This is a genomic window from Kitasatospora sp. LaBMicrA B282, assembly GCF_050325825.1.
Classification (GTDB): Bacteria; Actinomycetota; Actinomycetes; order Streptomycetales; family Streptomycetaceae; genus Kitasatospora.
Genome location: NZ_JBNQTI010000028.1, coordinates 1 through 21,670, shown reverse-complemented (window position 1 = coordinate 21,670; position 21,670 = coordinate 1). Strand labels below are relative to the sequence as shown.

The 21,670-nt window shown below is 71.3% G+C and carries 19 protein-coding genes; 15 read left to right on the top strand and 4 right to left on the bottom strand.

Features of this window, described 5'->3' with window-relative positions:
• Positions 1-112: 112 nt before the first annotated feature.
• Positions 113-571, bottom strand: coding sequence for an indole-3-glycerol phosphate synthase (locus ACQRUO_RS10770; RefSeq protein WP_428315565.1), 459 nt, complete (start codon positions 569-571; stop codon positions 113-115).
• 116 nt (positions 572-687) lie between these two features.
• The gene (locus tag ACQRUO_RS10765; RefSeq protein ID WP_428315564.1) at positions 688-1,458 is read right to left on the bottom strand and encodes a dihydrofolate reductase family protein; all 771 of its coding nucleotides are present in this window, start codon (positions 1,456-1,458) and stop codon (positions 688-690) included.
• Here ACQRUO_RS10765 and zapE point away from each other — a divergent pair.
• From zapE to ACQRUO_RS10745, 4 genes are all read left to right on the top strand, one after another.
• Positions 1,457-2,563, top strand: a complete 1,107-nt coding sequence (zapE, locus tag ACQRUO_RS10760; RefSeq protein ID WP_428315563.1) for a cell division protein ZapE — start codon at positions 1,457-1,459, stop codon at positions 2,561-2,563. The two genes, ACQRUO_RS10765 and zapE, sit on opposite strands and share 2 nt — an antisense overlap.
• A gap of 101 nt (positions 2,564-2,664) precedes the next feature.
• On the top strand, positions 2,665-4,773 hold the full coding sequence (gene uvrB / locus ACQRUO_RS10755) for an excinuclease ABC subunit UvrB (protein WP_428315562.1): 2,109 nt from the start codon (positions 2,665-2,667) through the stop codon (positions 4,771-4,773).
• 182 nt (positions 4,774-4,955) lie between these two features.
• Entirely contained in the window at positions 4,956-5,537 is a 582-nt protein-coding gene (locus tag ACQRUO_RS10750) for a TerD family protein (RefSeq protein ID WP_428315561.1), read from the top strand.
• 220 nt (positions 5,538-5,757) lie between these two features.
• Positions 5,758-6,660, top strand: coding sequence for a TerC family protein (locus tag ACQRUO_RS10745; RefSeq protein WP_428315560.1), 903 nt, complete (start codon positions 5,758-5,760; stop codon positions 6,658-6,660).
• 39 nt (positions 6,661-6,699) lie between these two features.
• On the opposite strand, the gene ACQRUO_RS10740 is transcribed toward ACQRUO_RS10745, so the two are convergent.
• Both ACQRUO_RS10740 and ACQRUO_RS10735 read right to left on the bottom strand, forming a co-directional pair.
• On the bottom strand, positions 6,700-7,353 hold the full coding sequence (locus ACQRUO_RS10740; RefSeq protein ID WP_428315559.1) for an MBL fold metallo-hydrolase: 654 nt from the start codon (positions 7,351-7,353) through the stop codon (positions 6,700-6,702).
• A gap of 92 nt (positions 7,354-7,445) precedes the next feature.
• Positions 7,446-8,228 carry a maleylpyruvate isomerase family mycothiol-dependent enzyme gene (locus ACQRUO_RS10735; RefSeq protein WP_428315558.1) on the bottom strand — a complete coding sequence of 261 codons (783 nt, stop codon included), beginning with the start codon at positions 8,226-8,228 and terminating at the stop codon, positions 7,446-7,448.
• A gap of 493 nt (positions 8,229-8,721) precedes the next feature.
• Here ACQRUO_RS10735 and uvrA point away from each other — a divergent pair, with 493 nt between their 5' ends.
• The 11 genes from uvrA (at position 8,722) to ACQRUO_RS10680 (ending at position 21,536) form a co-directional block, all read left to right on the top strand.
• On the top strand, positions 8,722-11,631 hold the full coding sequence (gene uvrA, locus ACQRUO_RS10730) for an excinuclease ABC subunit UvrA (protein WP_428315557.1): 2,910 nt from the start codon (positions 8,722-8,724) through the stop codon (positions 11,629-11,631).
• Between the two features lie 99 nt (positions 11,632-11,730).
• The gene (locus ACQRUO_RS10725; protein WP_428315556.1) at positions 11,731-12,198 is read left to right on the top strand and encodes a Rieske (2Fe-2S) protein; all 468 of its coding nucleotides are present in this window, start codon (positions 11,731-11,733) and stop codon (positions 12,196-12,198) included.
• 75 nt (positions 12,199-12,273) lie between these two features.
• Positions 12,274-14,316, top strand: coding sequence for an excinuclease ABC subunit UvrC (gene uvrC / locus ACQRUO_RS10720; RefSeq protein WP_428315555.1), 2,043 nt, complete (start codon positions 12,274-12,276; stop codon positions 14,314-14,316).
• Positions 14,313-15,224, top strand: a complete 912-nt coding sequence (gene rapZ / locus ACQRUO_RS10715; RefSeq protein ID WP_428315554.1) for an RNase adapter RapZ — start codon at positions 14,313-14,315, stop codon at positions 15,222-15,224. Before uvrC ends, rapZ begins: the two co-directional genes overlap by 4 nt.
• 46 nt (positions 15,225-15,270) lie before the next feature.
• Positions 15,271-16,377: a gluconeogenesis factor YvcK family protein gene (locus ACQRUO_RS10710; protein ID WP_428315553.1), complete on the top strand. Its 1,107-nt coding sequence runs from the start codon at positions 15,271-15,273 to the stop codon at positions 16,375-16,377.
• Positions 16,368-17,348 carry a DNA-binding protein WhiA gene (whiA, locus tag ACQRUO_RS10705; RefSeq protein WP_428315552.1) on the top strand — a complete coding sequence of 327 codons (981 nt, stop codon included), beginning with the start codon at positions 16,368-16,370 and terminating at the stop codon, positions 17,346-17,348. Before ACQRUO_RS10710 ends, whiA begins: the two co-directional genes overlap by 10 nt.
• A gap of 202 nt (positions 17,349-17,550) precedes the next feature.
• Positions 17,551-18,555 (top strand): type I glyceraldehyde-3-phosphate dehydrogenase, encoded by a 1,005-nt coding sequence (gene gap, locus ACQRUO_RS10700; protein ID WP_428315551.1) that lies wholly within the window; start codon positions 17,551-17,553, stop codon positions 18,553-18,555.
• 180 nt (positions 18,556-18,735) lie between these two features.
• Complete coding sequence (locus tag ACQRUO_RS10695) at positions 18,736-19,947, top strand: phosphoglycerate kinase (protein WP_428315550.1); 1,212 nt, start codon at positions 18,736-18,738, stop codon at positions 19,945-19,947.
• Between the two features lie 2 nt (positions 19,948-19,949).
• On the top strand, positions 19,950-20,735 hold the full coding sequence (tpiA, locus tag ACQRUO_RS10690) for a triose-phosphate isomerase (protein WP_428315549.1): 786 nt from the start codon (positions 19,950-19,952) through the stop codon (positions 20,733-20,735).
• Positions 20,736-20,821: 86 nt separating this feature from the next.
• The gene (gene secG, locus ACQRUO_RS10685; RefSeq protein ID WP_428315548.1) at positions 20,822-21,058 is read left to right on the top strand and encodes a preprotein translocase subunit SecG; all 237 of its coding nucleotides are present in this window, start codon (positions 20,822-20,824) and stop codon (positions 21,056-21,058) included.
• A gap of 142 nt (positions 21,059-21,200) precedes the next feature.
• Positions 21,201-21,536 (top strand): RNA polymerase-binding protein RbpA, encoded by a 336-nt coding sequence (locus ACQRUO_RS10680; protein WP_428315547.1) that lies wholly within the window; start codon positions 21,201-21,203, stop codon positions 21,534-21,536.
• Positions 21,537-21,670 lie beyond the last annotated feature (134 nt).

Genomic DNA, 21,670 nt, shown 5'->3' with positions numbered 1-21,670 from the left:
GGCTGAGGGGCGAGCTGACGGGCGGAGCGGCGCACCGGTGCGGGGGTGCACAAGTGCGGAATCGTCCTCGCGGGCGTTCCCGCAAGGACGATTCTGCACCACCGGCGGGGGCTCAGGACTCGCTGGCGAAGAGCTTCAGCACCGGGACGCCGACCTTGTGCCGGGCCTTGGAGGCCCAGTCGCGGTGGAAGAACTCCTCCACGAAGTGCGGCGCGGTGAGCACCAGCACCTCGTCCGCCCCGGTCTCCTCGACCACCGCGCGCAGGCTGTCCAGCGGGTCCGCCTCGACCACCCGGCCCGCCGCCTCGGCCCCGGCGCTGCGCAGGTGGCGCAGGCTGTGCTCGAGCGACTCGGCCGCCACGGCGGGCCCGTTGCCCGGGTCGTGTTCGTGCACCGCCTTGTCGAGATGGCCGAGCGCCACGTCGTCCAGGGCGCGCAACAGTTCGTCCTGCCTGCCGCGGGGCTGCATCAGGACGACGAAGGAGACCTTCTCCTCGCCGTGCAGCGTGGTGACCAGCTCCACGTCGGCGTCGGAGAGTGCCTTTTCGATCAGCAGTACGGTCTTGAACACGAGAGTCCCTTCCGTGTTGCAGGCCCCCGGGGTCCGGTGTCCCCTCCCATAGTGCCCGGAGGAAGCTTTCCTCACGCGGCACACGTGGCACACGGGCCACGGGACCGGGGACGGCGCTACTCGGGGGTGCGGCAGTAGCGGGTGAAGAGGAAACCTTTCTGCTCGATCAATGAGACCAGCCGCATCCGCTGCGCGTCAGCCATTTCGACTCCGTGCATGACACGTGGCGCGTCCCCACCGGTGACCAGCGGGGCGAGCGAGAGGCACAGCTCGTCCAGCAGGCCGGCCGCGGCGAGCTGGGCCAGCAGCCGCGGGCCGCCCTCGGTCAGCTGCCGGGTCCAGCCGCGCGCGGTCAGCTGCGCCACCGCCGCGGGCAGGTCCACCGTGCCCGCGCCGGCGGTGATCAGGTCGGCCACCTCGGCCACCGCGGCCCGGGCGGCGGCCGGCGCGTCCGCGGGCGCGATCACCACGGTGCGCACCAGCGGCTCGGTGAACAGCGGCGCGGTCAGGTCCAGCCGCAGGCTGCGGCTGACGATCGCGATGGCCGGCGCCGGCGCCTGCCCGGCCGCCGCGCGCGCCGCCGCGAACTCCCGGCGCGCCCGGGCCGGGCGGTAGCCCTCGGCCCGCACCGTCTCGGCGCCCACCAGCACCACGTCGGCCAGCGCCCGCAGCACCCCGAAGATCCGCTTGTCCGCGTCCCCGGAGAGCCCCTCGGACAGGCCCGCCAGCTTGGCCGCCCCGTCCAGCGAGGAGACCATGTTGGCCCGCAGCCACGGGCGGCCGGCGGCCACCTGTGCGGGGTAGGCGTAGGTCTCGGCCAGGGATTCGAGCGAGTCCAGGGGCTCGGGGGCGGCGGGGGAGTGTGACGGACGGATCAACTGGCGCATGAGTGGGAGTCTTCCACGCCGACTACCCTTTACTACCGTGCCAGCTGCCTCTCACCCCGAAGCCATAGTCGGAACCACGGTCACCGGTTCCCCGCTCGCGCTGACCGCGCGCCGCCCGGTGGTCCCGGCCGAGCGCCTGGTGGCCGAGATGGTCCCGCCGCCGCGGTTCGCCGGCGTCAGCTTCGGCTCCTACCTGCCCGACGCGACCCAGCCCAGCCAGGCCGAGGCGGTCACGGTGCTGGAGCAGTTCGCCGCCCAGCTGACCTCGCCGGCGCCGGCCAAGCGCGCCGGCTGGTTCCGCAAGGCGCCCAAGGCGCCGGCCGGCCCGGCCGGGGTCTACCTCGACGGCGGCTACGGCGTCGGCAAGACCCACCTGCTGGCCTCGCTCTGGCACGCGGCCCCCGGCCCCAAGGCCTTCGGCACCTTCGTCGAGCTGACCAACCTGGTCGGCGCGCTCGGCTTCCAGCAGGCCGTGCAGACCCTGTCGGGGCACCGGCTGCTCTGCATCGACGAGTTCGAGCTGGACGACCCGGGCGACACCGTGCTGGTCTCCACCCTGCTCTCCCGGTTGGTCGAGGCCGGGGTCAAGCTGGCCGCCACCTCGAACACGCTGCCCGAGAAGCTGGGCGAGGGCCGGTTCGCCGCCACCGACTTCCTGCGCGAGATCCAGGGGCTCTCGGCGCACTTCCGCTCGGTGCGGATCGACGGCCAGGACTACCGGCACCGCGGCCTGCCCGCCGCCCCGCCGCCGTACTCCGACGAGGACGTGGCCAAGCGTGCCGCCGACGCCCCGGGCGCCTCGCTGGACGACTTCGGCGACCTGCTGGACCACCTCTCGGTGGTGCACCCCAGCCGCTACGGCGCGCTGCTGGACGACGTGCACGCGGTCTTCCTGCGCGGGGTGTGCCAGGTGACCGACCAGTCCACCGCGCTGCGCCTGGTGGTGCTGGCCGACCGGATGTACGACCGCGAGCTGCCGATCACCGCCTCCGGGATCCCGTTCGACCAGGTCTTCCCGGAGGAGATGCTGCGCGGCGGCTACCGCAAGAAGTACCTGCGGGCGGTCTCCCGCCTGGTCGCGCTGGCCCGCGACTCGGCCCGGTAGCCGAAGCCGGGCCGCGGGCCCGCCGGTGAAGCGCCCGCCGGCAAAGGGCCCGCTGGAAAAAGATCGCCCCGGCTGTCGGTGGTGGGTCGTACGGTGGGACCGTGCGACCCATCACGAGCATTCAGCGGACCGAGGCGCCCTTCGAGGTCGTCAGCCCCTACCAGCCGAACGGTGACCAGCCCGCGGCCATCGCCGAGCTGTCCCGCCGGATCCGCGCCGGGGAGCGGGACGTCGTCCTGCTCGGCGCCACCGGCACCGGCAAGTCCGCCACCACCGCCTGGATGATCGAGCAGCTCCAGCGCCCCACCCTGGTGCTGGCGCCGAACAAGACGCTCGCCGCCCAGCTGGCCAACGAGTTCCGCGAGCTGCTGCCGAACAACGCGGTCGAGTACTTCGTCTCGTACTACGACTACTACCAGCCCGAGGCCTACGTCCCGCAGACGGACACCTACATCGAGAAGGACTCCTCGATCAACGAGGAGGTCGAGCGGCTGCGCCACTCGGCCACCAACTCGCTGCTCACCCGCCGGGACGTGGTGGTGGTCGCCTCGGTCTCCTGCATCTACGGCCTGGGCACCCCGCAGGAGTACGTGGACCGGATGGTCCCGCTCAAGGTCGGCGAGGAGCTCGACCGGGACGCGCTGCTGCGCCGCTTCGTCGACATCCAGTACACCCGCAACGACCTGGCCTTCACCCGCGGCACCTTCCGGGTCCGCGGCGACACCGTGGAGATCTTCCCGGTGTACGAGGAGCTGGCGCTGCGGATCGAGATGTTCGGCGACGAGATCGAGTCGCTCTACACCCTGCACCCGCTGACCGGCGAGATCATCAAGCAGCACGACTCGGTCTTCGTCTTCCCCGCCTCGCACTACGTGGCCGGGCCGGAGCGGATGGAGCGCGCGGTCGCCGGGATCGAGGACGAGCTGGCGGAGCGGCTGGCCACCCTGGAGAAGCAGGGCAAGCTGCTGGAGGCCCAGCGGCTGCGGATGCGCACCACCTACGACATCGAGATGCTGCGCCAGATCGGCAGCTGCGCCGGCGTGGAGAACTACTCGATGCACTTCGACGGCCGCGAGCCGGGCACCGCGCCCAACACGCTGCTCGACTACTTCCCGGAGGACTTCCTCCTGGTGATCGACGAGTCGCACGTCACCGTCCCGCAGATCGGCGCGATGTACGAGGGCGACGCCTCCCGCAAGCGGACCCTGGTCGAGCACGGCTTCCGGCTGCCCTCGGCGATGGACAACCGCCCGCTCAAGTGGGAGGAGTTCCTGGGGCGGATCGGCCAGACCGTCTACCTCTCGGCCACCCCGGGCCCCTACGAGCTCTCCCGCGGCGACGGCCAGGTCGAGCAGATCATCCGCCCGACCGGCCTGATCGACCCCGAGGTGATCGTCAAGCCGACCGAGGGCCAGATCGACGACCTGGTGCACGAGATCCGGCTGCGGGTCGAGCGGGACGAGCGGGTGCTGGTCACCACGCTGACCAAGAAGATGTCCGAGGACCTCACCGACTACCTGCTCGGCCTGGACATCCGGGTCCGCTACCTGCACAGCGACATCGACACGCTGCGCCGGGTCGAGCTGCTGCGCGAGCTGCGGGCCGGCAGGTACGACGTGCTGGTCGGCATCAACCTGCTGCGCGAGGGCCTCGACCTGCCCGAGGTCTCGCTGGTGGCGATCCTGGACGCGGACAAGGAGGGCTTCCTGCGCTCCGGCACCTCGCTGATCCAGACCATCGGCCGCGCCGCCCGAAACGTCTCCGGCCAGGTCCACATGTACGCGGACAAGATCACCGCGGCGATGGAGAAGGCGATCGAGGAGACCAACCGCCGCCGCGCCGTCCAGCAGGCCTACAACGAGAAGCACGGGATCGACCCGCAGCCGCTGCGCAAGAAGATCGGCGACATCCTGGACACCCTAGCCCGCGAGGAGGTGGACACCGAGGAGCTGCTCAACACCGGCTACCGGGCCGCCGGCAAGGGCAAGGGCAAGGCCCCGGTCCCGGCGCTCGGCGCCGAGAAGGTCACCGACCGGGCCAAGGCCGGCAGCCTGCCCGCGGTGGAGCTGGCCGGGACCATCCAGGAGATGACCGAGCGGATGCACGCGGCCGCGGCCGAGCTGCAGTTCGAGGTGGCCGCCAGGTTGCGCGACGAGGTCAAGGAGCTGAAGAAGGAGCTGCGCCGCTTGAAGGAGGCTGGAATCGCGTAGCAGGAGGCTTGACGTGGCGGGGGCGCCCCTGGTGGGGCGCACCCCGAGGCCCTAGGGTTGGCAGGCGACGTACCGGGCGGACAGCAGCCAGGGGGCCTCAGCCGGGGGACGGCAGCGGGGTGTTCCGACGCTGGGTCGGGTGTGCGAGCGACGCACACGGGCCGAGATGAGGGGAGAACACCGTGTCAGTGAACCTGACCAAGGGTCAGCAGGTGAGCCTGCGCAAGGCGGGTGGCGAGACCTTGAGCCTGGTCCGGATGGGCCTCGGCTGGCGGGCCGCACCCAAGCGCGGCCTGTTCGGCAGCCGGACCCGGCAGATCGACCTGGACGCCTCGGCCCTGCTCTACGCCGAGCGCACCCCGGCCGACGTGGTCTTCTTCCAGCAGCTGGTGAGCAAGGACGGCTCGGTCCGGCACACCGGCGACAACCTGGTCGGCGGCACCGGCGCGGGCGGCGACGACGAGTCGATCGTGGTCGACCTGGCCCGGATCCCGGAGCGGATCACCCAGGTCGTCTTCACCGTCAGCTCGTACACCGGGCAGACCTTCGCCGAGGTGCAGAACGCGCACTGCCGGCTGATCGACGAGGGCACCGGGCAGGAGCTGGCCCGCTACGAGCTGACCGGCGGCGGCGCGCACACCGGGCAGATCATGGCCAAGGTCTACCGCGACCCGGCCGGCGGCTGGGGGATGCAGGCGATCGGCGCCCCGGCCAAGGCCCGCACCTTCCAGGACCTGCTGCCGGCGATCGAGCCGTTCCTCTAGGCCCGGCGGGCGGCTCGGCAGCCGCCGGTCCGGAGCGCTTCCCTTTACCTTCTCTTGGGAGAAGCTGTTACCCTTCTTGGGAACGGAGGGGAGTATTCCCCGACGGTGTTCCCGTCATCACGGCGGCCGCGGACCGGCCGACCCGGGAGCGCCGGCCCCCGCCTCGCGGCGCGGGCGGAAGAGACCTCCGGCAGACGACGGATGCCGGAGGAGCAATCCCGTGCACGTTTCCCCCGCCCTGTGGGCGATCACCATCGGGGTGCTGGTCGCCCTGATCGCCGCCGACTTCTTCATCGGCGGCCGCAAGCCGCACGAGGTCTCGATCAAGGAGGCCGGCACCTGGACCGCGGTCTGGGTGGCGCTGGCGGCGCTCTTCGGCGGCTTCCTCTGGTGGCACGGCGGCGCCCGTCCGGCCGGTGAGTTCTTCGCCGGCTACGTCACCGAGAAGTCGTTGAGCGTCGACAACCTCTTCGTCTTCGTGCTGATCATGGCGAAGTTCGCGGTGCCCAGGATCCACCAGCAGCGGGTGCTGATGTTCGGCGTGATCATCGCCCTGGTGCTGCGGGCGCTCTTCATCGCCGGCGGCGCGGCGCTGATCGCCACCTTCTCCTGGGTCTTCTACTTCTTCGGCGCCTTCCTGGTGTGGACCGCGTGGAAGCTGCTCAAGGAGGCGCGCAAGGGGCACCAGGACGAGCAGTACCAGGAGAACAAGCTGCTGCTGCTGGTCCGGCGGCGCTTCCCGGCCGTCTCCACGCTGACCGTGGTGATGATCGCGATCGGCACCACCGACCTGCTCTTCGCGCTGGACTCGATCCCGGCGATCTTCGGTCTGACCCAGGACCCGTACATCGTCTTCACCGCCAACGCCTTCGCGCTGATGGGCCTGCGCCAGCTGTACTTCCTGATCGGCGGGCTGCTGGAGCGGCTGGTGCACCTGTCCTACGGGCTCTCGCTGATCCTCGGCTTCATCGGCGTGAAGCTGGTGCTGCACGCGCTGCACGAGAGCGGGGTACCGGTGCCGCAGATCGGCATCCCGGTCTCGCTGGGCTTCATCGTGCTGGTGCTGGGCGTCACCACCCTCACCAGCCTGCGGGCCTCGCGGCGGTCGGTCGAGGCCGGCTGACCCGGGCGCAGCCCGGGCCGGCCGGCGCGCGGGCGCGGCCTACCAGCCGCGCTCGCGCCACTCGGGCAGCTGCGGGCGCTCGGCGCCCAGCGTGGTGTCCTTGCCGTGGCCCGGGTAGACCCAGGACTCGTCCGGCAGCACGTCGAACAGCTTGGTGGTGACGTCCCGGTAGAGGCTCTCGAAGGCCGCCTTGTCGTTCCAGGTGTTGCCGACCCCGCCGGGGAAGAGGCAGTCACCGGTGAAGACGTGCGGGTGCCCCTCCGGGTCGTCGTAGATCAGCACGATCGCGCCGGGGGTGTGGCCGACCAGGTGGCGCACGGTCAGCTCCACGTCGCCGACCCGGACGGTGTCGCCGTCGGCCAGCAGCAGGTCGGTGGGCACCTCGATGCCCTCGGCGTCGTGGACCCCCGCCGCGGTGCGGGCGCCGGTGGCGGCCACCACCTCGGCCAGCGCGTTCCAGTGGTCGTGGTGGCGGTGCGTGGTGACCACGGTGGCCAGCTGCTCGCCGACCGTCTCCAGCAGCACCGGGGCGTCGGCCGCGGCGTCGATCAGCAGCTGTTCGTCGGTGGCCCGGCAGCGCAGCAGGTAGGCGTTGTTGTCGAACGGGCCGACCGCGACCTTGGTGATGATCAGGTGGGCGAGTTCCCGCACGTCCGGCGGGCCGCCGACCTTGACGGCTCCGTGGTAGCTCACTGGGTGCTCCTCTGGCGTTTCTGATGGCAGGTCCGGGCGCGAGCCCGTTGGTGCTCCCCGCGCTCCCGAGAGGCGGGGAGAGGTCTCGGGGCTCAGCCCATCGGCGGCAGCTTCGGCAGCGCGGTCCGCGGGTCGGCCAGCGGACCGCCGTCGCGGTGCACCTGCAGGCCGTCCCCGTCCGAGCGGCCGGACAGCCAGGCGGTGAGCGCCCGGATCGGGCCCTCGATCCGCAGCTCGGCCGCATCGCTGCGGTCCGCCGGGCCGAGCAGGGCCTCGGCCCCGGTGTCCTCGGCGACCAGCTGGAGCGCCGGCAGGCCGTCCAGGGTGGCGAACCGGGTGGCCAGCTTGTCGAACTCGGCGGCGGCGAACTCCGCGGGCCAGTGCGCGGCCGTGTAGCCGACGGCCAGGTCGACGTGGTGGTACTCCAGCTCGGCCAGTCGCTTCCACGGTAGGTCGGTGGCGGGGAAGGTGTAACCGTGGCGGTGCTTGAGCTGCACCTGCCAGGCTGCCTCGGGGAGCGTGCCGGCGGCCTCGGCCAGCCGGGCGGCGCTGGCCCGCAGGTCGGCGAGCTGCTCGTCCAGCGGGCGGCCGGCGCCCTGCTGGATGCCCTCCTCGCGGGCGTCCTCGCTGGCGTACTGCGGGATGTCGGTGCCGGTGCGGGCCGACTCGACCAGGTTGACCAGCGAGTCGGCGTTGCGCGCCAGGTGGGCCAGCAGGTGGCCGCGGGTCCAGCCGGGCAGTGCGGACGGCTCGGCCACGGCGCTCGGGTCGAGCCCGGCGACGGTGTGCAGCAGGCGCTCGGTGCTCTCGGCCACCCGGGCCAGGTCGGCGTGCGGGTCGGCCGGTGCGGGCTGCCGGCTGGGTTGGGTCGTCATGGAGGGGCCCCCTTGCTGGTCGTCGGTCGCTGCTTCGTGCTGCTGGTGCGTCCTGCTCTGCTCTGCTCTTCGATCACTAGCCAAGTCGGTCCGGGCCCCGCGGATTCCCGGTGCCGGACTCGAGTCCGGCCGGAGCCGCTGGTGCGGGCCTCGAGCGCGACCGGAGCGGCCCCGGCGCGTGACCGGGCGGCGGTCGTGCTCGTTGGGTGCTCGACGGGAGCCCCGTCGGCGTCCTTCGGGGTGTGCAGGGCGAAGGCTATCGCCGGGTGCGGCGCTGAACAGCGGGTTTCCCGGGATCCGGGCGGTTGTCAGTGCGATGCGCTTCACTCGTTCGGGTGGCTCCGGCTGGGTGAGCTCGATATTCGAACGCCTGATCTATAGGCTGATCGGTGAAACTGGAAGCAGTGTCTGCGGCCCCGCCCCGAGCCCGTTCCGAGTGCCACGGGGACCGCCGGGCCGCACCGTCCGTCCCCGGAGAAAGGCGCCAGTAGCAGTGGCCGACCGCCTCATCGTCCGCGGTGCTCGCGAGCACAACCTGAAGAACGTCTCGCTCGACCTGCCCCGGGACTCGCTGATCGTCTTCACGGGTCTCTCCGGGTCCGGCAAGTCCTCGCTGGCCTTCGACACCATCTTCGCCGAGGGCCAGCGCCGCTACGTCGAGTCGCTCTCCTCGTACGCCCGCCAGTTCCTGGGCCAGATGGACAAGCCCGACGTCGACTTCATCGAGGGCCTCTCGCCGGCCGTCTCGATCGACCAGAAGTCCACCAACCGCAACCCGCGCTCCACCGTCGGCACCATCACCGAGGTGTACGACTACCTGCGCCTGCTCTTCGCCCGGGTCGGCAAGCCGCACTGCCCGCACTGCGGGCGCCCGATCGCCAAGCAGTCCCCGCAGGCGATCGTCGACAAGGTGCTGGAGCTGGCCGAGGGCACCCGCTTCCAGGTGCTCAGCCCGGTGGTCCGGGAGCGCAAGGGCGAGTTCGTCGACCTCTTCGCCGACCTGCAGTCCAAGGGCTACGCCCGGGCCCGGGTGGACGGCGAGACCGTCCAGCTGACCGAGCCGCCCAAGCTCAAGAAGCAGGAGAAGCACACCATCGAGGTGGTGATCGACCGCCTCACCGTCAAGGAGAGCGCCAAGCGCCGGCTGACCGACTCGGTGGAGACCGCGCTCAAGCTCTCCGGCGGCATGGTGGTGCTCGACTTCGTCGACCTGGACGCGGCCGACCCCGAGCGCGAGCGGATGTACTCCGAGCACCTCTACTGCCCCTACGACGACGTGTCGTTCGAGGAGCTGGAGCCGCGCTCGTTCTCCTTCAACTCCCCCTTCGGCGCCTGCCCGGACTGCACCGGCCTGGGCAGCCGGATGGAGGTGGACCCCGAGCTGGTGGTCCCCGACGAGGAGAAGTCGCTCGACGAGGGCGCCATCCACCCCTGGTCCGGCGGCCACGTCCGCGAGTACTTCGGCCACCTGATCGACGCGCTCGCCGGCGAGCTCGGCTTCCGCACCGACATCCCGTGGGCCGGGCTGCCGGCCCGGGCGAAGAAGGCGCTGCTCTACGGCCACAAGGCCAAGGTCGAGGTGCGCTACAACAACCGCTACGGCAAGGCCCGTTCCTGGGTCACCGGGTACGAGGGCGTGATCCCCTTCGTGCAGCGCAAGCACCAGGAGGCGGAGACCGACAGCGGTCGCGAGCGCTTCGAGGGCTACATGCGCGAGGTGCCCTGCCCGGCCTGCCAGGGCACCCGGCTGAAGCCGGTGGTGCTCGCGGTCACCGTGCAGGGCAGGTCGATCGCCGAGGTCTCGGCGATGTCGATCAGCGACTGCGCCGAGTTCCTCAGCGGCATGAAGCTCACCGCGCGGGACAAGAAGATCGCCGAGCGGGTGCTCAAGGAGGTCAACGAGCGGCTGCGCTTCCTGGTCGACGTCGGCCTGGACTACCTCTCGCTGAACCGCGCGGCCGGCACCCTGTCCGGCGGCGAGGCGCAGCGGATCCGGCTCGCCACCCAGATCGGCTCCGGCCTGGTCGGCGTGCTCTACGTGCTGGACGAGCCCTCGATCGGCCTGCACCAGCGGGACAACCACCGGCTGATCGAGACCCTGGTCCGGCTGCGCGACATCGGCAACACGCTGATCGTGGTCGAGCACGACGAGGACACCATCAAGACCGCGGACTGGGTGGTGGACATCGGCCCCGGCGCCGGCGAGCACGGCGGCAAGGTGGTGCACTCCGGCGCGCTCAAGGAGCTGCTGACCAACGAGCAGTCGCTGACCGGCCAGTACCTCTCCGGCAAGCGCTTCATCCCGGTGCCGGCCAACCGCCGGGACCGGGACAAGAAGCGCCAGCTGGTGGTGCAGGGCGCCCGCGAGAACAACCTCAAGGACCTGACCGTCGCCTTCCCGCTGGGCACCTTCACGGCGATCACCGGGGTCTCGGGGTCCGGCAAGTCCACCCTGGTCAACGACATCCTCTACACCCACCTGGCGCGCGAGCTGAACGGCGCCCGCACGGTCCCCGGCCGGCACACCCGGATCACCGGCACCGAGCTGGTGGACAAGGTGGTGCACGTCGACCAGTCGCCGATCGGCCGCACCCCGCGGTCCAACCCGGCCACCTACACCGGCGTCTTCGACCACGTCCGCAAGCTCTTCGCGGAGACCGCCGAGGCCAAGGTGCGCGGCTACCTGCAGGGCCGGTTCTCGTTCAACGTCAAGGGCGGCCGCTGCGAGAACTGCTCCGGCGACGGCACCATCAAGATCGAGATGAACTTCCTGCCGGACGTCTACGTCCCGTGCGAGGTCTGCCACGGCGCCCGGTACAACCGGGAGACGCTGGAGGTGCACTACAAGGGCAAGTCCATCGCCGAGGTGCTGGACATGCCGATCGAGGAGGCGCTGCACTTCTTCGAGGCGGTGCCGGCGATCGCCCGCCACCTGCGCACCCTGAACGACGTCGGCCTCGGCTACGTCCGGCTCGGCCAGAGCGCGCCCACCCTCTCCGGCGGCGAGGCGCAGCGCGTCAAGCTCGCCGCCGAACTGCAGAAGCGCTCCACCGGCCGCACGGTCTACGTGCTGGACGAGCCGACCACCGGCCTGCACTTCGAGGACATCAGCAAGCTGATCAAGGTGCTCACCGGTCTGGTCGAGAAGGGCAACACGGTGATCGTCATCGAGCACAACCTCGATGTGATCAAGACCGCCGACTGGATCGTGGACATGGGCCCCGAGGGCGGCAGCGGCGGTGGCACGGTGATCGCCGAGGGCACCCCGGAGCAGGTGGCCGCGGTGACCGCCAGCCACACCGGCAAGTTCCTGCGCGACATCCTGGGCGACCGGGTGACCGACGAGGCGCCGGTGCCGGCCCCGCGCTCGGCCCGCAAGCGGGCGGCCGGGACCCGCAAGTAGCGACGCCGTCGGAGGTCCGGGCGCCTTGCCCGGACCTCCCACACGGCGCGGTTAGACTGCGCCCGGTCAGCCCAGCCGCACCCCAGGGAGTCCGAAGCGATGTCCGCAACCGCGCCGTCCGCAGCCGCAGCCGAGGCCGCCGAGCAGTCCACCACCACCCGCCGCGCCCTGCTCTGCTGCGGAGCGGCGGTGCTGGCCGGCGGCTCGGCGCTCGCGGTGGCCGGCTGCGGCCCGACCAACAGCATCGCCAAGGGCGACGCCCAGACCTCGGCCGGCCCGGTCGACCTGGGCCCGGCCTCGGCGGTGCCGGTGGGCGGCGGCAAGGTCTTCGCCGACCAGCGGATCGTGGTGACCCAGCCCACCGCCGGCCAGTACAAGGCGTTCAGCGCCCGCTGCACGCACGCCGGTTGCCTGGTCGACCAGGTGACCAAGAACCTGATCCAGTGCCCCTGCCACGGCAGCCGGTTCAACTTCGCCGACGGTACCGTGGCGAACGGCCCGGCCCAGAGCCCGCTGCCCGCCTACCAGGTCACCGTCTCCGGCGGGAACCTCACGGTCACCACCTGAGCGACCGCTGGGCGCCGGCTGGGCGGCGGCTGGGGATAGGGTTTCACCAGTCAGAGCTGCACGAGGGGGACCACGATGGCTGACCCGTCCACCTACCGGCCGGCTCCCGGGGCGATCCCGCTCTCGCCCGGGGTCTACCGGTTCCGGGACGAGCACGGCCGGGTGATCTACGTCGGCAAGGCCAAGAGCCTGCGCCCGCGCCTCTCCTCCTACTTCCAGGACCTGGCGAACCTGCACCCGCGCACCGCCACCATGGTCACCACCGCCGCCTCGGTGGAGTGGACCGTGGTCGGCACCGAGGTCGAGGCGCTGCAGCTGGAGTACTCCTGGATCAAGGAGTTCGACCCCCGCTTCAACGTCAAGTACCGCGACGACAAGAGCTACCCCGAGCTCGCCGTCACGCTGAACGAGGAGTTCCCCCGCGTCCAGGTGATGCGCGGGGCGCACCGCAAGGGCGTGCGCTACTTCGGGCCCTACGGCCACGCCTGGGCGATCCGCGAGACGGTCGACCTGCTGCTGCGGGTCTTCCCGGTGCGCACCTGCTCCACCGGCGTCTTCAAGCGCGCCCAGCAGGTCGGCCGCCCCTGCCTGCTCGGCTACATCGGCAAGTGCGCCGCGCCCTGCGTCGGCAGGATCGACGCGGCCGACCACCGCGAGCTGGCCGAGGAGTTCTGCGACTTCATGGCCGGACGGACCGGCAACCACCTGCGCCGGCTGGAAGAGCAGATGCGGGCGGCGGCGGCCGAGATGGAGTACGAGAAGGCGGCCCGGCTGCGCGACGACATCGAGGCGCTCAAGCGCGCGATGGAGAAGAACGCGGTGGTGCTGGCCGACGGCACCGACGCCGACCTGCTGGCGCTGGCCGAGGACGAGTTGGAGGCCGCGGTGCAGATCTTCCACGTCCGCGGCGGCCGGGTGCGCGGCCAGCGCGGCTGGGTCACCGACAAGGTCGAGGACGTGGACACCGCCGCCCTGGTCGAGCACGCGCTGCAGCAGCTCTACGGGGGCGCCGGCGGCGAGCTCGGGGGCGAGGCGGTGCCGCGCGAGGTGCTGGTGCCCGCGCTGCCCGCGCCGGCCGCGCCGGTGCAGGAGTGGCTGACCGGCCTGCGCGGCGCCCAGGTGGACCTGCGGGTGCCGCAGCGCGGCGACAAGAAGGACCTGATGGCCACCGTGGCGCGCAACGCCCAGCAGGCGCTGGCGCTGCACAAGACCAAGCGCGCCTCCGACCTGACCACCCGCAGCCGGGCGCTCCAGGAGATCGCCGACGCGCTGGAGCTGGACTCGGTCCCACTGCGGATCGAGTGCTTCGACATCTCGCACCTGCAGGGCCAGGACGTGGTCGCCTCGATGGTGGTCTTCGAGGACGGCCTGGCCCGCAAGAGCGAGTACCGCCGCTTCCAGATCAAGGGCTTCGAGGGGCAGGACGACGTCCGCTCGATGCACGAGGTGATCACCCGCCGGTTCCGCCGCTACCTCCAGGAGCGCGAGCAGACCGGCGAGTGGGCGGTGCCCGAGGCCGGCGAGGACGCCACCGAGGAGCTCGACGCCTCCCTCACCACCGAGGACGGCAGGCCCAAGCGGTTCGCCTACCCGCCGCAACTGCTGGTGGTCGACGGCGGCCAGCCCCAGGTGGCCGCCGCGCAGCGGGCACTGGACGAGCTCGGCATCGACGACGTGGCGCTCTGCGGCCTGGCCAAGCGGCTGGAGGAGGTCTGGCTGCCGGGCGAGGACGACCCGGTGGTGCTGCCGCGCAGCAGCGAGGGCCTCTACCTGCTCCAGCGGGCGCGCGACGAGGCGCACCGCTTCGCGATCACCTACCAGCGCAGCAAGCGCGCCAAGCGGCTCACCGGCGGCGGCCTGGACGCCGTCCCGGGCCTGGGCGAGACCCGCCGCACCGCGCTGCTCAAGCACTTCGGCTCGGTGAAGAAGCTGCGGGCCGCGACCGTCGAGGAGATCTGCGCGGTGCCCGGCATCGGGCGCCGGACCGCGGAGACTGTTGTCGCGACGTTGTCCTCCCGGTCACCCGCGGCATTCGCCGTGAACACGGCCACAGGCGAGATCATTGAGGACGACGTGCAACAGCACGTTGCCAGCACCGAAAGCGGGGAAGCGAAGTGACAGTGTCCGACGACGGGGCTCCCACCCGGCCGCAGGTCGGGGAGGAGACCGCCCCCGAGCTGGTGATCATCTCCGGCATGTCCGGGGCCGGCCGCAGCACCGCCGCCAAGTGCCTGGAGGACCTGGGCTGGTTCGTGGTGGACAACCTGCCGCCCGCCCTGATCCCCACCATGGTCGACCTCGGTGCCCGCTCGCAGGGCGCCGTGGCCCGGATCGGCGTGGTGGTCGACGTCCGCGGCCGGCAGTTCTTCGACGACCTGCGGGCCTCGCTGGAGGAGCTGGACAAGCGCGGCATCCGGCTGCGGGTGGTCTACCTGGAGTCCAACGACGACGCCCTGGTGCGCCGGTTCGAGAGCGTGCGCCGCCCGCACCCGTTGCAGGGCGAGGGCCGGATCGTGGACGGCATCGCCCAGGAGCGCGACCTGCTGCGCGAGCTGCGCGGCGAGGCCGACCTGGTGATCGACACCTCGAACCTCAACGTGCACCAGCTGCGGGCCAAGCTGGACGCCCAGTTCGCCGACCACGACGAACCGGAACTGCGCTGCACCGTGATGTCCTTCGGTTTCAAGTACGGCCTGCCGGTCGACGCCGACCTGGTGGTGGACTGCCGCTTCCTGCCCAACCCGCACTGGGTCCCGGAGCTGCGTGCCCGAACCGGTACCGACGCCGAGGTGTCCGACTACGTCCTGCGGCAGCCGGGCGCCAGGGAGTTCCTGGACGGGTACGCCGAGCTCCTGCGCATCGTCACCGAGGGTTATCGGCGGGAGGGCAAGCGCTACATGACGCTTGCCGTAGGCTGCACCGGTGGCAAGCATCGCAGCGTGGCCATGTCGGAGCGGCTGACGAAGCGTCTGATCGCCGACGGCGTGGAAACGGTGCTGGTGCACCGCGACATGGGACGGGAGTGACGGCGGTCCCCACAGCTCCGCCGACTGCACGGAAACTGGGGTAGGTGTGACGGGATACTCGCCAGGGCGGCAATACCAGCACAAGGCCGCCGAGCGGGGCTCCCCGGGCGCACAGCGCAGATCGGCCACCGCGGCCAAGGGTTCCGCGGCCGCCGCCGGCCGGCAGGTCGGCGCCCCCCGGATCACCGCGCTCGGCGGCGGGCAGGGCCTGTCCGCCTCGCTCTCCGCGCTGCGCCGGCTCACCTCCGACCTGACCGCGGTGGTCACCGTCGCCGACGACGGCGGCTCCAGCGGCCGGCTGCGCGCCGAGCTGGGCGTGCTGCCGCCCGGTGACCTGCGCAAGGCGCTGGCCGCGCTGTGCGGGGACGAGGACTGGGGCCGCACCTGGTCCGAGGTGCTCCAGCACCGCTTCACCGGCTCCGGCGAGCTCGGTGGCCACGCGGTGGGCAACCTGCTGATCGTGGCGCTCTGGGAGAAGCTCGGCGACCCGGTGGCCGCCCTGGAGTGGGTGGGCCGGCTGCTCAACGTGCAGGGCCGGGTGCTGCCGATGTCCGCGGTCCCGCTGGACATCGAGGCCCAGGTGCGCGGCCACGACCCGGCCCACCCGGCGCGGATGGTCGCGGTGCGCGGCCAGGCCGATGTGGCGGGCACCCCGGGCACCGTGCAGTCGATCCGGCTGCTGCCCGAGGAGCCGCCCGCGGTGCCGGAGGCGGTGGCCGCGGTGCTGGAGGCGGACTGGGTGGTGCTCGGCCCCGGCTCCTGGTTCACCAGCGTGCTGCCGCACCTGCTGGTGCCGGACCTGGCCAAGGCGCTGATCGGCACCAAGGCCCGCCGGCTGCTCACCCTGAACCTGGCCCCGCAGCCGGGGGAGACCGAGGGCTTCACCCCGCAGCGTCACCTTGAGGTCATCGCCGACCACGCCCCGGACCTCGGTGTGGATGCGATCCTGGTGGACGAGCGCGCGGTCACCGGCGGTGCCTTCGGGCAGGCCGACCTGGCCGGCCTGCAGAAGGCCGCCGAGCGGATGGGCGCGTCGTTGGTGCTGGACACGGTGGCCTCGGCCGACGGCACCCCGCGACACGACCCGGAGCTTCTGGCGGCCGCGTACGACCGGATTTTCCGGACACATGGAAGGATCGGCCCATGGCGATGACGGCAGCGGTGAAGGACGAAATCAGCCGGCTCCCCGTCACCCGGGCCTGCTGTCGCAAGGCCGAGGTGTCGGCGATCCTGCGTTTCGCGGGCGGACTGCACATTGTGAGCGGTCGGATCGTGATCGAGGCCGAGCTGGACACCGGCATTGCGGCCCGGCGGCTGCGCAAGGACCTGCTGGAGATCTTCGGGCACGCCTCCGAGCTGGTGGTGATGGCTCCCAGCGGGCTGCGGCGCGGCAGCCGGTACGTGGTCCGGGTGATCAAGGACGGTGAGTTGCTGGCCCGGCAGACCGGGCTGGTGGACGGCCGGGGCCGGCCGATCCGGGGCCTGCCCCCGGCCGTGGTCTCCGGTGCGACCTGCGACGCCGAGGCGGCCTGGCGCGGTGCCTTCCTGGCGCACGGCTCGCTCACCGAGCCGGGCCGGTCCTCCTCGCTGGAGATCACCTGCCCCGGCTCCGAGGCGGCGCTGGCGCTGGTCGGCGCGGCCCGCCGGCTCGGCATCCCGGCCAAGGCCCGCGAGGTGCGCGGCGCCGACCGGGTGGTGATCCGCGACGGTGACGCGATCGGTGCGCTGTTGACCCGGCTCGGCGCGCACGAGTCGGTGCTGGCCTGGGAGGAGCGGCGGCTGCGGCGCGAGGTGCGGGCCACCGCCAACCGGCTGGCCAACTTCGACGACGCCAACCTGCGCCGCTCGGCCCGGGCGGCGGTGGCGGCCGGGGCCCGGGTGGCGCGGGCGCTGGAGATCCTCGGCGAGGAGGTGCCCGAGCACCTGGCGGCCGCCGGCCAACTGCGGATGCAGCACAAGCAGGCCTCGCTGGAGGAGCTGGGCGCCCTCGCCGACCCGCCGCTGACCAAGGACGCGGTGGCCGGCCGGATCCGCCGGCTGCTCGCGATGGCCGACAAGCGGGCGCTCGAGCTGGGACTTCCCAGCACCGAGGCGAACCTCACCGAGGAGATGGCGCTCAACTAGCGCGCGGCGAAGGCGCGGCGGCGGCGTGGTGCGACGGGCGACCGGGGAGCCCCCGGGTCGCCCCGGCGCCACGCCACCGGCTTGACTCTGGACGGATGTGCTCGGGCGAGCCGCTGGGGGGTAGGGTCGTGGGTGGTCGGGGACAACCCAGTATTTCCACCCCCGTCGGCGTAGTCCGGCGTACCTCAGAGGAGATCGGTTCGTGACGATCCGGGTAGGCATCAACGGATTCGGCCGCATCGGCCGCAACTTCTTCCGCGCTGTCAAGTCCCAGGGCGCGGACATCGAGATCGTCGGTGTCAACGACCTGACCGACACCAAGACCCTGGCGCACCTGCTGAAGTATGACACCACCCTGGGCACCTTCCAGGGTGAGGTTTCGCACACCGAGGACAGCATCACCGTCGACGGCAAGACCTTCAAGGTCACCGCCGAGCGCGACCCCGCCAACCTGCCCTGGGGCGAGCTGGGGGCCGACATCGTCGTCGAGTCCACCGGCATCTTCACCAAGGCCGACGCCGCCAAGAAGCACCTCGCCGCCGGCGCCAAGAAGGTCATCATCTCGGCGCCCGCCACCGACGAGGACGTCACCATCGTGATGGGCGTCAACGACGACAAGTACGACGCCGCCAAGCACACGATCATCTCCAACGCCTCCTGCACCACCAACTGCGTGGCGCCGATGGCCAAGGTGCTGAACGAGAGCTTCGGCATCGTCAAGGGCCTGATGACCACGGTCCACGCGTTCACGAACGACCAGGTCACCCTGGACTTCCCGCACAAGGACCTGCGCCGCGCCCGGGCTGCGTCGCAGAACATCATCCCGACCTCCACCGGCGCCGCCAAGGCCACCGCCCTGGTGCTGCCGGAGCTCAAGGGCAAGCTGGACGGCACCTCGCTGCGCGTCCCGGTCCCGACCGGTTCGATCACCGACCTGGTCGTCACCCTGGAGCGCGAGGTCACCAAGGAGGAGGTCAACGCGGCCTTCCAGAAGGCCGCCGAGGGCGCCCTGAAGGGCATCCTGGCCTACACCGAGGACCCGATCGTCTCCTCGGACATCGTGAACGACCCGTCGTCCTGCATCTTCGACTCGCAGCTGACCATGGTTCAGGGCAACCAGGTCAAGGTGCTCGGCTGGTACGACAACGAGTGGGGCTACTCGAACCGCCTGGTCAACCTGACCACCCTGGTCGGTGGACAGCTCTGAGCCAGCGGGAGCTGACGTGATGTGAGGGCCGGGGCCCGGAGGCCGTGCACGTCGCCTCCGGGCCCCGGCCCTGCCCGCCCTTCCCTCGGGGCCCACCCGTGTAGTACCTGTACCTGCTTAGGTGGCCCGACGCTGCGCCACTCCCAGCGTCAACCCCTTCTCCCAGGAGACCGAGAGACCGTGAAGACCATCGACGAGCTCATCCAGGACGGTGTCGAAGGCCGGCGGGTTTTCGTCCGCGCCGACCTGAACGTGCCGCTGGACGGCACCACCATCACCGACGACGGCCGGATCCGCGCCGTCGCCCCGACGATCGCCAAGCTGGCCGAGGCCGGCGCCAAGGTGATCGTCGCCTCCCACCTCGGCCGCCCCAAGGGTGCGCCGGACCCGCAGTTCTCGCTCGCCCCCGTCGCGGTGCGCCTGGGCGAGATCCTCGGCCGGACCGTCTCCTTCGCGGCCGACACCGTGGGTGACAGTGCGAAGGCCACCGTCGCCGCCCTGGCGAACGGCGAGGTCACGCTGCTGGAGAACCTGCGCTTCAACGCGGGCGAGACCAGCAAGGAGGACGCCGAGCGCGGCACCTTCGCGGACGCGCTGGCCGCGCTCGCCGACCTCTACGTCGGCGACGGCTTCGGCGCGGTGCACCGCAAGCACGCCTCGGTCTTCGACCTGCCGAAGCGGCTGCCGCACGCGGTCGGCGACCTGATCGCCACCGAGCTCGGAGTGCTGAAGAAGCTCACCGACGACGTGCAGCGCCCCTACGTGGTGGTGCTCGGCGGGGCCAAGGTCTCCGACAAGCTCGGGGTGATCGACAACCTGCTGAAGAAGGCCGACCGGATCCTGATCGGCGGCGGCATGGCGTACACCTTCCTCGCGGCCAAGGGCCACGAGGTGGGCATCTCGCTGCTGCAGGCCGACCAGAAGGACACGTGCCTGGAGTACCTGGCCGAGGCCGAGAAGCGGGGCGTGGAGTTCGTCCTGCCGCTGGACGTCCTGGTCTCCGCGGACTTCCCGGACCTGAAGACCAAGGCGCCGGCCAGCTTCGACGTGGTGGCCAGCGACGCGATCCCCGCCGACCAGGAGGGCCTGGACATCGGCCCGAAGACGCGGGAGCTGTACACCTCGAAGCTGGCGGACGCGGGCACCGTGTTCTGGAACGGTCCGATGGGCGTCTTCGAGCACCCGGACTACGCGAACGGCACCAAGGCCGTCGCGCAGGGGCTGCTCGACAGCCCCGGCTTCACCGTGGTCGGCGGTGGCGACTCGGCCGCCGCGGTCCGCATCCTGGGCTTCGACGAGAACGCGTTCGGTCACATCTCGACCGGCGGCGGAGCGAGCCTCGAGTACCTGGAGGGCAAGACCCTCCCCGGCATCGCCGCTCTGGAGGACTGAGCATGGCCGAGCGTCTCCCGCTGATGGCGGGCAACTGGAAGATGAACCTCAACCACCTCGAGGCCATCCAGCACACCCAGAAGCTGGCCTTCGCGCTGGCCGACAAGGACTACGAGGCGGTCGAGGTCGCCGTCCTGGTCCCGTTCACCGACCTGCGTTCGGTGCAGACCCTGGTCGACGGCGACAAGCTGAAGATCAGGTACGGCGCCCAGGACATCTCGCAGCACGACGCCGGTGCCTACACCGGCGAGGTCTCCGGCCCGATGCTGGCCAAGCTGAAGTGCACCTACGCGGTGATCGGCCACTCGGAGCGCCGCCAGTACCACGGCGAGAACGAGGAGATCGTCAACGCCAAGGTGAAGGCCGCCTACCGCAACGGGATCACCCCGATCCTGTGCATCGGCGAGCCGCTGGAGATCCGCAAGGCGGGCACCCACGTCGAGTACACCCTGGCGCAGCTGGACGGTGCGCTCGAGGGCCTGGCGGCGCCGCACGCCGAGTCCCTCGTGATCGCCTACGAGCCGGTCTGGGCGATCGGCACCGGCGAGGTGGCCACCCCCGAGGACGCGCAGGAGGTCTGCGCCGCGATCCGGGCCCGGCTGGCCGAGCTGTACGACGCCGAGCTGGCCGAGAAGGTGCGCATCCTCTACGGCGGCTCGGTGAAGTCCTCCAGCGCCGCGGGCCTGATGGCCAAGCCGGACGTGGACGGCGGGCTGGTCGGTGGAGCCTCGCTGGAGGCGGACGAGTTCGTCCGGATCGTGCGTTACCGCGAGCAGGCAGTAGGCTAACGCCCTCGCAGCAACGTAGTCTTTGGGCCGGACCACCTTCCCGGGTGGTCCGGCCCTTCGCCCATGAACGAGAGAGTGGTCCCGCCGTGATTCTCGGGTTCTCGATTGCCCTGATCATCTTCAGCTTCCTGATGATCCTCCTGGTGCTGCTGCACAAGGGGAAGGGTGGCGGTCTGTCCGACATGTTCGGCGGTGGCGCGATGTCTGCCGGTGGCGGTTCGGCCGTCGCCGAGCGGAACCTGGACCGCATCACCATCATCGTCGGCCTCTGCTGGTTCGCCTGCATCGTCGTACTGGGTCTGCTGATCAAGGTCAAGAGCTGATCGCGCCTCAGTTCTGAAGGCGGTGCGGACAGATCCTTATCCGCTCCGTACACTGGGACAACTTGCCGCTGCCCGCAGCGGGCGGCCAGTCGGCAGAGCCTGGGCAGGACCAGGCGGTTAAGGGCACGCAGGGAGTCAGACCGTGGCAAGTGGCAACGCCATCCGTGGCAGCAGAGTCGGAGCCGGCCCGATGGGCGAGGCGGAGCGCGGCGAGTCCGCCCCCCGCAACCGGATCTCCTTCTGGTGCGCCAACAAGCACGAGACGCGCCCCAGCTTCGCCGCCGACGCCGTCATCCCGGACACCTGGGACTGCCCGCGCTGCGGGTTCCCGGCCGGGCAGGACGAGCTCAACCCCCCGGCGCCGTCGCGCAACGAGCCGTACAAGACGCACCTCGCCTACGTGCGCGAGCGGCGCACCGACGCCGACGGCGAGGCGATCCTCGCCGAGGCACTGGCCAAGCTGCGGGGCGAGATCTGAGAACCGAGCTCCCCGGAGCCGGAACCAGTAGGGGGGGGGGGGGAGAAAGGGGCAACCCCCCCTCCTTTTTTTTCCTCAATTTTTAGCCTAGGTATGGGGGGTGGGATCTGGTAGTCACCCTACCCCCCCCCCCC

Bases quoted from the DNA above. Each gene is read 5' to 3' on its own strand.
- ACQRUO_RS10765 (WP_428315564.1), bottom strand. From the start codon at position 1,458: ATGCGCCAGTTGATCCGTCCGTCACACTCCCCCGCCGCCCCCGAGCCC.
- uvrC (WP_428315555.1), top strand. From the start codon at position 12,274: ATGGCTGACCCGTCCACCTACCGGCCGGCTCCCGGGGCGATCCCGCTC.
- ACQRUO_RS10725 (WP_428315556.1), top strand. From the start codon at position 11,731: ATGTCCGCAACCGCGCCGTCCGCAGCCGCAGCCGAGGCCGCCGAGCAG.
- ACQRUO_RS10735 (WP_428315558.1), bottom strand. From the start codon at position 8,228: ATGACGACCCAACCCAGCCGGCAGCCCGCACCGGCCGACCCGCACGCC.
- zapE (WP_428315563.1), top strand. From the start codon at position 1,457: ATGAGTGGGAGTCTTCCACGCCGACTACCCTTTACTACCGTGCCAGCT.
- whiA (WP_428315552.1), top strand. From the start codon at position 16,368: ATGGCGATGACGGCAGCGGTGAAGGACGAAATCAGCCGGCTCCCCGTC.
- tpiA (WP_428315549.1), top strand. From the start codon at position 19,950: ATGGCCGAGCGTCTCCCGCTGATGGCGGGCAACTGGAAGATGAACCTC.